This is a genomic window from Streptomyces sp. NPDC048297 (genome assembly GCF_043201585.1).
GTDB lineage: Bacteria > Actinomycetota > Actinomycetes > Streptomycetales > Streptomycetaceae > Streptomyces.
This window is the reverse complement of the sequence record NZ_JBICZA010000023.1, coordinates 58,012-68,071: the sequence shown is the minus strand read 5'-3', so window position 1 is coordinate 68,071 and position 10,060 is coordinate 58,012. Positions and strand designations below refer to the sequence as shown.

Sequence of the window (10,060 nt, the reverse complement as noted above, 5' to 3'; positions counted from 1 at the left end):
CGGATGGTGATCGGCCGCCCGGGGCCAGGCGTAGCGTCCCGGGCCCTTGGTCGTCGGGGCTCGGGCAGATCAGCCCGTCCGGCGTTTGAGGACGAGGCCTGTTCGGGGCCGATGCGGGGGGCTGGGGGCGGCAGCCCATGGCGGGCGGCTGGCAATGGTCGCCTCGGATGGTGATCGGCCGCCCGGGGCCAGGCGTAGCGTCCCGGGCCCTTGGTCGTCGGGGCTCGGGCAGATCAGCCCGTCCGGCGTTTGAGGACGAGGCCCGTTCGGGGCCGATGCGGGGGTCCGGGGGCGGCAGCCCCTGGTGGGTGGCCGGCGAAGGTCACCGCCGCACCGCCCGGCTCCCCCCTCACCCCGGACCTCGCCACCCGGCGGAGCCGTTACGCTGGAGGCGTGGCAGTCGTCGATGTATCCGAAGAGCTGAAGTCCCTCTCCTCGACCATGGAGTCGATCGAGGCCGTCCTGGACCTCGACAAGCTGAGGGCAGACATCGCCGTGCTCGAGGAGCAGGCGGCCGCGCCGTCCCTCTGGGACAACCCGGACGAGGCGCAGAAGATCACCAGCAAGCTCTCCCACCTCCAGGCCGAGGTCAGGAAGGCGGAGGCGCTGCGCGGCCGGATCGACGATCTCGCCGTCCTCTTCGAGATGGCCGAGGAGGAGGACGACCCGGACACCCGCGCCGAGGCCGAGTCCGAGCTGGCCTCCGTGAAGAAGGCGCTGGACGAGATGGAGGTCCGCACCCTCCTCAGCGGTGAGTACGACTCCCGTGAGGCGCTCGTCAACATCCGCGCCGAGGCCGGTGGCGTCGACGCCGCCGACTTCGCCGAGAAGCTCCAGCGCATGTACCTGCGCTGGGCCGAGCAGCGCGGCTACAAGACCGAGGTCTACGAGACGTCGTTCGCGGAAGAGGCCGGCATCAAGTCGACCACCTTCGCCGTCCAGGTGCCGTACGCCTACGGCACCCTCTCCGTCGAGCAGGGCACCCACCGCCTCGTGCGCATCTCGCCGTACGACAACCAGGGCCGCCGGCAGACCTCCTTCGCCGGTGTGGAGATCCTCCCCGTCGTCGAGAAGTCCGACCACGTCGAGATCGACGAGTCCGAGCTGCGCGTCGACGTCTACCGGTCCTCCGGGCCCGGCGGCCAGGGCGTCAACACCACCGACTCCGCCGTGCGCATCACGCACCTGCCCACCGGTATCGTCGTCTCCTGCCAGAACGAGCGCTCGCAGATCCAGAACCGGGCCAGCGCGATGAACGTCCTCCAGGCCAAGCTGCTGGAGCGGCGCCGCCAGGAGGAGCAGGCCAAGATGGACGCGCTCAAGGGCGACGGCGGCAACTCCTGGGGCAACCAGATGCGTTCGTACGTGCTGCACCCGTACCAGATGGTCAAGGACCTGCGCACCGATTTCGAGGTGGGCAACCCCGAGGCCGTGTTCAACGGCGAGATCGACGGGTTCCTGGAGGCCGGCATTCGCTGGCGCAAGCAGCAGGAGAAGTAACTTTGTCGACATGACAACTGCCGCCCGCGTGGCGGCAGTTGTCGTTTGTCTGGGTTTTACGTCACACTCACAGGCTCCAATTGCCGCCAAACGCCGCCCCATCGGACATCGGGCCCGCAACGGCCTTGACGTTGCTTTGAAAAATGGGAAGGCTGCAGAGTGGCATGCGTATCTCTGGGGTGCATGTGAACCGGGGGAATTGGGGGTGATTCGGATGCCGACGCCGACGCGGACGTCGTTTCCGGATTCATCGGCTGCCTCCGTCGATCACAGCCTGCCCCGGGCGCGGCCTCATTGACGATCAGCTACTGGGGGTAGCAACCAGATGACCAAGAAGACGCGGATCCGCGTCGCGCGGATAGCGGCCGGTGCCGTGATCGCGGCCGGCGCCTCCCTGACCGCCGCAGGTGCGGCGTCCGCCCTGGACCTCAATGTCCAGGCGGGGCCCATCGGTGTGAGCGTGAACACCGAGGGCGACGACGGGGGTTGCCCTGTCGGCATCTGCACCGACGGCGGCACCACCGATGGCGGGAACTCTGCCGACGGTGGCAACTCCGCCGATGGCGGGAACTCCGCTGACGGTGGCAACTCTGCCGATGGAGGCAACTCTGCCGACGGCGGGAACTCCGCTGACGGTGGCAACTCTGCCGATGGAGGCAACTCTGCCGACGGCGGGAACTCCGCCGATGGAGGCAACTCTGCCGATGGCGGGAACTCCGCCGACGGTGGCAACTCCGACGGCGGCAACGGCAACGGTGGCAACAACGGCAACGGTGGCAACGGCGGCGACGCCTCCATCGGTGGCAACGGCAACGGTGGCAATGGCGGCGACGCCTCCATCGGTGGCAACGGCAACGGTGGCAATGGCGGCGACGCCTCCATCGGTGGCAACGGCAACGGTGGCAACACCGGCGGTTCCAGCACCGACGGCGGCAACGGCAACACCACGCCCAACGGCGGCGGCAACGACAACGCCTCCCAGGAGGAGGGCTCCTCGGCCCTCACCGACACGGGCTCGGGTTCGGACACCTCGGCCCAGGGCGGTGACAAGCAGCTCGCCGAGACCGGTGCCGGTCAGACCGCGTTCCTGCTCATCGGTGCCGCGACCATGATCGCCGGCGGCATCGGCTTCCGCGTCCTGCCGCGTCTGGTGAGCGGCCGCGGCGGCGCTGCTGCCTGAGCGTAGCCGTACGGTCGCGTTCCGCACGCGACGTACATGACGAAGGGCCCGGAGCCTCGCGCTCCGGGCCCTTTCGTCGTTCTGCCGCGTCTGTGCCTGTGTCCGCGTCTACGTGCGTCCGCGTGCGCTACACGGTCTGGTGCGCCAGGAGCGCCACCGCGGCGATCAGCACCGCGAGCAGCGCGATCAGTGCCATCGGGTTGACCCCCGCGAGGAAGCCCTCCTGCTGCAGCCGCTCGCGGTTGGCACGGCACACCGGGCACCGGCCCTCGCTCACGGGCGCCGCGCAGTTCGCGCACACCAACCGGTCGTACGTCATGCGCTCGCCCTCCTCGCACCGACCATCACCCGTACAACGCATCCCGGAACGGGAACGTTCCCCCTCCACTGTGCCAGGTTCCTCCGGAGGTTGCGCGGGGCGTATACAAAGGGGTGGTTTCCGTCGTATCGCGCCGCGGGTGCGTCGTGGTCGATCGCGCGGTTCCCGTGCCTTCCCGTGCCTTCCCGCGCGGTTCCCCGTGCCCCTCCCCGTGCCCCTTTTAGGTACGGACATTTATCGGTACAAAAATGAACAAGTATGGCCCAACCGCAATCGGCGACTGCACTTGCGCACCCGGTTCGCGTATGGTCACGCTCATCTACCCCCGGCGACTCGTGGTGCATCCGTGATCCGATTCGACAACGTCTCCAAGGTCTACCCCAAGCAGACCCGGCCCGCCCTCAGGGAAGTCACCCTGGAGGTGGAGAAGGGCGAGTTCGTCTTCCTCGTGGGGTCCTCCGGCTCCGGAAAGTCCACCTTCCTGCGGCTCATCCTCCGCGAGGAGCGCTGTAGCCACGGCCAGGTGCACGTTCTGGGCAAGGACCTCGCGCGCGTCTCCAACTGGAAGGTGCCGCAGATCCGCCGCCAGCTCGGGACGGTCTTCCAGGACTTCCGGCTCCTGCCGAACAAGACCGTCGCGGAGAACGTGGCCTTCGCGCAGGAGGTGATCGGCAAGTCGCCCGGCGAGATCCGCAAGTCCGTGCCGCAGGTGCTCGACCTCGTCGGGCTCGGCGGCAAGGAGGACCGGATGCCCGGTGAGCTGTCCGGCGGTGAGCAGCAGCGCGTCGCCATCGCGCGGGCCTTCGTCAACCGGCCCAAGCTGCTCATCTGCGACGAGCCCACCGGCAACCTCGACCCGCAGACCTCCGTCGGCATCATGAAGCTGCTCGACCGGATCAACCGGACGGGCACCACCGTCATCATGGCGACGCACGACCAGAACATCGTGGACCAGATGCGCAAGCGCGTCATCGAGCTGGAGAAGGGCCGCCTCGTCCGCGACCAGGCCCGCGGTGTCTACGGCTACCAGCACTGACCGCCGTCACCACCGCCCGACGACCGTCCACGGAAAGGCTTAACCCGACGCCATGCGCGCCCAGTTCGTCCTGTCGGAGATCGGTGTCGGTCTCCGCCGCAATCTGACGATGACCTTCGCCGTCATCGTCTCCGTCGCCCTGTCCCTGGCCCTGTTCGGCGGTTCGCTGCTGATGAGCGACCAGGTGAGCACCATGAAGGGCTACTGGTACGACAAGGTCAACGTCTCGATCTTCCTGTGCAACAAGAGCGACGCACAGTCGGACGTGAACTGCGCCAAGGGCGCGGTCACCGAGGACCAGAAGAAGCAGATCCTCTCCGACCTGCACAAGATGTCGATCGTCGAGAAGGTCGCGTACGAGTCGCAGGACCAGGCGTACAAGCACTACAAGGAGCAGTTCGGCAACTCCCCGCTGGCCAGCTCGCTCACGCCGGACCAGATGCAGGAGTCGTACCGGATCAAGCTCAAGGACCCGCAGAAGTACCAGGTGATCGCGACCGCGTTCAACGGCCGTGACGGCGTGCAGTCGGTGCAGGACCAGAAGGGCATCCTGGACAACCTCTTCCAGCTGCTCAACCTGATGAACCGGGCGGCGCTCGGTGTGATGGCGCTGATGCTGCTCGTCGCGCTGCTGCTGATCGTCAACACCGTGCGGGTGTCCGCGTTCAGCCGGCGGCGCGAGACCGGGATCATGCGCCTGGTCGGCGCCTCGGGCTTCTACATCCAGGCGCCGTTCATCATGGAGGCCGCGGTCGCCGGACTCATCGGCGGCGGTCTGGCGTGTGTCTTCCTCATCGTCGGCCGGTACTTCACCATCGACCACGGCATGGGCCTGTCCACCAAGCTCACGCTCATCAACTTCGTCGGCTGGGACGCGGTGTTCACCAAGCTGCCGCTGATTCTCGCGACCAGTGTGCTGATGCCCGCGCTTGCCGCGTTCTTCGCGCTGCGCAAGTACCTGAAGGTGTGACGCATACCAAGAGGGTCGTACGGGCATCCGGCCGTACGGCCCTTCGCGTTGTCCTAGACTCACCGCCATGTCAGGCCGTGCCCTGTTCTGTCAGCCCCGCCGCAAACGCCGCGGGGCCGCCCTGACATTGATGTTCGCCGGCCTGCTGGCCGCCGGCGCCGCCACCGGTTCCTTCCCGGACACCGGACAGGCAGGACAGCCGGGACAGGCAGGCCAGGCAGGCCAGGCAGGCCAGGCAGGCCGGACAGGTCAGGCAGGTCAGGCGGGCGAGCCGGGGCAGTCGGGTCGGCCAGGCGCGTCCGGCCGCCGCGGCGGCGCCGGGCCGTCGCCCGCGGCCGTCCGGCACGAGGACGTGCGCAGGGCCGCCGCCGAGGCCATGGCCGACGGCACGTCCCCGATGGAGGCCGCCGAACGCGCCGTCAGCCGCAGCGGGGACCGCTGGGGCGCCGTCTACTCCGAGAACGAGTACCAGGAGTTCCAGGAGGCGTTGGACGGCGAGTACACCGGCGTCGGCCTGTGGGCGCGGCGCGAACGCGACGGCCGGATCGAGGTGACCCGGGTGCAGACCGGCTCGCCCGCGGCCGAGGCCGGGATCCGCAAGGGCGACCGGCTGCGCAGCGTCGACGGGGAGAAGGTCGACGGGCGGCCGGTCACCGAGGTGGTGTCCTTACTGCGCGGCGACGCCGACGACGCGGCAGCCGGTACGGCGGTCACGCTCGGCCTGCAGCGCGGCACGCACGCGTGGACGCGGACCCTGCACCGCGCCCGCCTGTCCACGGACTCCGTGACCGTCCGCAAGCCGGCCCACGGGGTCGTCGTCATCAAGGTCGCCGCCTTCACCAAGGGCGCCGGCGAGGCCGTGCGCGCCGCCGTGCGCCGGGCGCCGGCGGACACCGGGATCGTGCTCGACCTGCGTGGCAACTCCGGCGGCCTGGTCACCGAGGCGGTGGACGCCGCGTCCGCCTTCCTCGACGGCGGCCTCGTCGCCACCTACGACGTCGACGGCGCCCAGCGCGCCCTCCACGCCGAGCCCGGCGGCGACACCGCCCGCCCGCTCGTCACCCTGGTCGACGGCGGCACGATGAGCGCGGCCGAGATGCTCACCGGCGCGCTCCAGGACCGGGGCCGCGCGGTGGTGATCGGCTCCCGCACCTTCGGCAAGGGCTCCGTCCAGATGCCGACCGCACTGCCCGACGGCTCGGTCGCCGAGCTGACCGTGGGCCACTACCGCACCCCCTGCGGCCACAAGGTCGACGGCCGGGGTATCACCCCGGACCTGGACGCCGGCACGGACGCGCTGACGCGGGCGGAGACGGTGCTGACGGGACTCGGCGCCCCCTCGTAGGGCCCCGAAGGTCCCCCGAATCGTCGGAGACCCCGTAAATACGCTTCCCTCGCACCCCTGGTGTGGTGAGAAAATGTTGTCACTATGAGCAAGGGAATGTACGTACCGAAGGAGTCCCAGCCCAAGCAGGGCGGCGGGACCGCGAAGGCCAGGGACGGCGAGAAGGGCGGCAAGCGCAAGATCGTCGCCCAGAACAAGAAGGCCCGGCACGACTACGCGATCGTCGACACCTACGAGGCCGGGATCGTGCTGAGCGGCACCGAGGTCAAGTCGCTGCGCGAGGGCCGGACGTCGCTGACCGACGGCTTCGTCCAGATCGACCGGGGCGAGGCGTGGCTGCACAACGCCCACATCCCCGAGTACCACCAGGGCACCTGGACCAACCACTCCGTGCGCCGCAAGCGCAAGCTGCTCCTGCACCGCGAGGAGATCGACAAGCTGGAGTCCAAGTCCCAGGAGACGGGTCACACCATCGTGCCCCTGGCGATCTACTTCAAGGACGGCCGCGCGAAGGCCGAGATCGCCCTCGCGCGAGGCAAGAAGGAGTACGACAAGCGGCAGACCCTGCGGGAGCAGCAGGACCGGCGGGAGTCGGACCGCGCGATCGCGGCGGCGAAGCGGAGGCAGCGGGGCGTCTAGCCGACGTCTAGCCGGGGCCCCGTGGCGTTCGGCCGGGGCCGCCGCCCGGAATACGCTGGCACTGTCGTGCGTTGGTCACGTACGATGGCAACTGCACCTCACAGCGGGTGCGCACCCCTCTTCGGAGGGTTTGAAAAAACAACATGGGGATGATCGGTTTCGACAGCGGCTGTCGAAGCAGGGGAAGCGTGTCGAGGAAGCGGCAATGATCTCGTAAACCATATGTCGCAAAAAATAATCGCCAACACCAAGCGCGATTCCTTCGCCCTCGCTGCCTAAGTAGCGACTTGCGAAGTGTCAGCCCGGGGCTGTTCCCGACCCGGATCCTGGCATCAGCTAGGGAACTAAACCTTGATCCCGGTCACGGGGTGAAAAGGGAAATCTAACAGTGACTGAGCCCGTCGGAGACTTGTTCGCGTGATCTCCGGGGCTGAGAAACTCGTAGCGAACTGCACACGGAGAAGCCCTGATTCCGCACCGTTGGACGCGGGTTCGATTCCCGCCATCTCCACGAGACCCCTCCGGGGGTCGGCCCCATGTGGGCAACGGCCCCGTCGCTTTCGCGGCGGGGCCGTTGTCATGGGCTCAGGGGGTTGCGGTGCCGTCGGCCTTGGCCCACTGCCCACCGGTGTGGATGAGGAGTGCGAGGGCTGCCGCTGCCGCCGGTACGGCGTACGCGGTGCTGGGGGAGAGGTGTTCCGCCGCCCAGCCACCTGCCGCAGAGCCGCACGCGATCCCTGTGAGCAGTGCGGTCACCACCAGGCTCATGCCCTCGTTGAGGCGGTCGGGCGGGGTGCGGGACTGGACCAGGGTCATGGCCGTCACCATGGTCGGTGCGGTCGCCATGCCCGCGATCAGCAGGGCGCCGGCCAGCGCCGGCAGCGAACCGGCCGTGACCGCGGCGGCCCACGGCAGCGCCATCAGCACGGCCATCCCCGCCAGGCAGTGCCCCAGCCGCACCCCCGCCGGTCTCCGCGCCCCGAACAGCAGACCCGCCGCGCACGAGCCCGCCGCCTGGAGGGCGAGGACGACTCCGGCGGCCGAGCGGTGGCCCTGCGCGTCGGCGTAGGCGATGGTTGCGACCTCCATCGAACCGAACACCGCGCCGGTGGCCGTGAAGCAGGCCAGCAGCGGCGGGATGCCGGGGCTGCGCAGCGGTGACGGCCCCTTCGAACGGGCCAGGGGCGGCGGCTCGGTCGCCCGCTGGGCGGTGAACAGCAGCATGCCGGTCAGCAGCAGTACGGCCCCGGCGAGCGTGCCCGCCTCCGGGAAGAAGGTGCCGGTCAGGAAGGACGCCAGCACCGGGCCGAGCATGAAGCACAGTTCGTCGGCGGCCTGCTCGAAGGAGTTCGCGGTGTGCAGCGCGCCGGGGTCGTCCCGCAGCAGGTGGGCCCAGCGGGCGCGGGACAGGCCGCCGATGTTGGGGGTCGCGGCGGTGGACACGTACGCGGCGAACAGGGTCCAGTCCGGGGCGCCGAAACGCACGCACAGCAGCAGGGCGAGGCTGCCGAGCACCGCCGTGAACGTGGCGGGCAGGGCGACCCGGGCCTGCCCGTACCGGTCGACCAGCCGCGCGATCCACGGCCCGGCCACCCCGGTCGCCACGAGCCCGGTGGCGGTGACGGCACCGGCGAGGGCGTACGAGCCCCGGGACCCGGCGATCATCACCACCGCGCTCACGCTGAACATGCCCACGGGCAGGCGGGCGACGAGGTTGCCGGTGGTGAAGGCGAGGGTGCCGGGGCGGGAGAACAGGCGCCGGTATCCGGTGAGTTCGGGTTCCCCGGCAGGTATCCGGGCTTCTTCCGTGGCGGGTCGGGACGGCATGCGTCCACCGTCGCCCCGAGTGGATCAACGCGTCCAACACCTTCGGCGCGCCGATTCACGCACCTGTGTTGTAAGTTCTCCGCCATGCCCGCCTCCGACGCGATAGAACCCCGCCTCCTGCGCGCCTTCGTCGCCGTCGCCGAGGAACTGCACTTCACGCGGGCCGCGGCCCGCCTGTACGTCGCCCAGCAGGCGCTCAGCAGGGACGTACGGCGGCTGGAACGGGAGCTGGGCGCCGAGCTGTTCGTGCGCACCACCCGGCAGGTGGCCCTGACCCCGGACGGTGAACGGCTGCTCCCGCACGCCCGCCGGGTCCTCGCCGCCCAGGACGATCTGCTCGCCGCCTTCCGGCAGGCCCGGCCGCTGCTGGTCGACCTCAACTCCCCGGGCCTCGCCACCGGCCGCCGCGTCCTGCACCGGGCCCGCGACCTCGCTCCCGACTGCGAGCTGATGGCCCGCTACGAGAGCGGCCTGACCGGTGCGGCGGCCGAACTGCTCGCCGGCCGGCTGGACGCCTCCTTCGGCCGTTACGCCGGCCTGGACCCGGCGCTGCGCTCCGGCCTCGACCAGCAGCCCGTGCGCTACGAGCCGATGGCCGTCGTCCTGCCCGAGGAACATCACCTGGCCGCCCTGCCCGAGGTGCCGCTCGCCGCGCTGGCCGGCGAGACGGTGTACGCCGGAGCCGGGAATCCGCGCACCCCGGAGTGGACCGACCTGGCCCTGCGCCTCTTCGAGGGCCGCGGCATCCGGCTGGCCCCGCCCCTTCCGCTGGCGGTCGGCGACGAGGAGTTCGAGCGGATCATGGCCAAGACACGGAACCCGATCCTGGCCGTGGTGGACTTCCCTGCCATGCCCCGCACGGTGCTGCGGCCCCTCGTCGAACCCGTCCCGCTCTCGCCCGTCTCGCTGGTGTGGCGCAAGGGGCTGGTCCATCCCGCGCTGGACGCGCTGCGGCGGGCGGCGGCCGGGATCTCCCGCGCCGAGGGCTGGCTGCGGCAGCCGGCGGACGCGTGGATACCGGCCCCTGACGCGCAGGTGATGGCCCACGACGCGCAGGTGATGGCCCCTGGCACGCGGGTGATCGCCCCTGGCACGCAGGTGATGGCCTCCGACATGCAGGTGACGGCCTGCGACACGGACGTGATGACCGTCCGCGCCTGAGCCCCTCACCGGCCGCCCTCCCCTCACGTGAGAGCAACGTTCCCTTCCGGTCACCCACAGCCACAGGCCAGAAACGCGCCCTC

The 10,060-nt window shown here is 70.0% G+C and carries 9 protein-coding genes and 1 other RNA gene; 8 read left to right on the top strand and 2 right to left on the bottom strand.

Annotation, left to right across the window (positions count from 1 at the left end; genetic code table 11):
- The first annotated feature begins 393 nt into the window (after positions 1-393).
- Both prfB and ACGFYV_RS24370 read left to right on the top strand, forming a co-directional pair.
- Entirely contained in the window at positions 394-1,500 is a 1,107-nt protein-coding gene (gene prfB, locus ACGFYV_RS24375) for a peptide chain release factor 2 (protein ID WP_393880559.1), read from the top strand.
- 325 nt (positions 1,501-1,825) lie between these two features.
- Positions 1,826-2,680, top strand: a complete 855-nt coding sequence (locus ACGFYV_RS24370; RefSeq protein ID WP_393880558.1) for a hypothetical protein — start codon at positions 1,826-1,828, stop codon at positions 2,678-2,680.
- A 127-nt stretch (positions 2,681-2,807) separates the two neighbouring features.
- Here ACGFYV_RS24370 and ACGFYV_RS24365 read toward each other — a convergent pair whose 3' ends face one another.
- Positions 2,808-2,999, bottom strand: coding sequence for a hypothetical protein (locus ACGFYV_RS24365; protein ID WP_393880557.1), 192 nt, complete (start codon positions 2,997-2,999; stop codon positions 2,808-2,810).
- Positions 3,000-3,345: 346 nt separating this feature from the next.
- Between ACGFYV_RS24365 and ftsE the strand changes: the two genes are divergently transcribed.
- The 5 genes from ftsE (at position 3,346) to ssrA (ending at position 7,503) form a co-directional block, all read left to right on the top strand.
- Positions 3,346-4,035, top strand: a complete 690-nt coding sequence (gene ftsE / locus ACGFYV_RS24360) for a cell division ATP-binding protein FtsE (protein ID WP_393880556.1) — start codon at positions 3,346-3,348, stop codon at positions 4,033-4,035.
- 52 nt (positions 4,036-4,087) lie between these two features.
- Positions 4,088-5,005, top strand: a complete 918-nt coding sequence (ftsX, locus tag ACGFYV_RS24355; RefSeq protein ID WP_393880555.1) for a permease-like cell division protein FtsX — start codon at positions 4,088-4,090, stop codon at positions 5,003-5,005.
- Positions 5,006-5,072: 67 nt separating this feature from the next.
- Complete coding sequence (locus ACGFYV_RS24350; RefSeq protein WP_393880554.1) at positions 5,073-6,350, top strand: S41 family peptidase; 1,278 nt, start codon at positions 5,073-5,075, stop codon at positions 6,348-6,350.
- Positions 6,351-6,446: 96 nt separating this feature from the next.
- Positions 6,447-6,989: an SsrA-binding protein SmpB gene (smpB, locus tag ACGFYV_RS24345; protein WP_393880599.1), complete on the top strand. Its 543-nt coding sequence runs from the start codon at positions 6,447-6,449 to the stop codon at positions 6,987-6,989.
- Between the two features lie 145 nt (positions 6,990-7,134).
- Positions 7,135-7,503: a transfer-messenger RNA gene (gene ssrA, locus ACGFYV_RS24340) on the top strand.
- A gap of 71 nt (positions 7,504-7,574) precedes the next feature.
- Here ssrA and ACGFYV_RS24335 read toward each other — a convergent pair.
- Entirely contained in the window at positions 7,575-8,816 is a 1,242-nt protein-coding gene (locus tag ACGFYV_RS24335) for an MFS transporter (protein ID WP_393880553.1), read from the bottom strand.
- An 84-nt stretch (positions 8,817-8,900) separates the two neighbouring features.
- On the opposite strand from ACGFYV_RS24335, the gene ACGFYV_RS24330 reads away from it, so the two are divergent.
- Positions 8,901-9,977: a LysR family transcriptional regulator gene (locus tag ACGFYV_RS24330; protein WP_393880552.1), complete on the top strand. Its 1,077-nt coding sequence runs from the start codon at positions 8,901-8,903 to the stop codon at positions 9,975-9,977.
- The last annotated feature ends 83 nt before the right edge of the window (positions 9,978-10,060 follow it).

Excerpts from the sequence above, each read along its gene's own strand:
- ACGFYV_RS24370 (WP_393880558.1), top strand. The coding sequence starts at position 1,826 with ATGACCAAGAAGACGCGGATCCGCGTCGCGCGGATAGCGGCCGGTGCC.
- ftsX (WP_393880555.1), top strand. The coding sequence starts at position 4,088 with ATGCGCGCCCAGTTCGTCCTGTCGGAGATCGGTGTCGGTCTCCGCCGC.
- ACGFYV_RS24335 (WP_393880553.1), bottom strand. The coding sequence starts at position 8,816 with ATGCCGTCCCGACCCGCCACGGAAGAAGCCCGGATACCTGCCGGGGAA.
- ACGFYV_RS24350 (WP_393880554.1), top strand. The coding sequence starts at position 5,073 with ATGTCAGGCCGTGCCCTGTTCTGTCAGCCCCGCCGCAAACGCCGCGGG.
- smpB (WP_393880599.1), top strand. The coding sequence starts at position 6,447 with ATGTACGTACCGAAGGAGTCCCAGCCCAAGCAGGGCGGCGGGACCGCG.
- ACGFYV_RS24330 (WP_393880552.1), top strand. The coding sequence starts at position 8,901 with ATGCCCGCCTCCGACGCGATAGAACCCCGCCTCCTGCGCGCCTTCGTC.
- ACGFYV_RS24365 (WP_393880557.1), bottom strand. The coding sequence starts at position 2,999 with ATGACGTACGACCGGTTGGTGTGCGCGAACTGCGCGGCGCCCGTGAGC.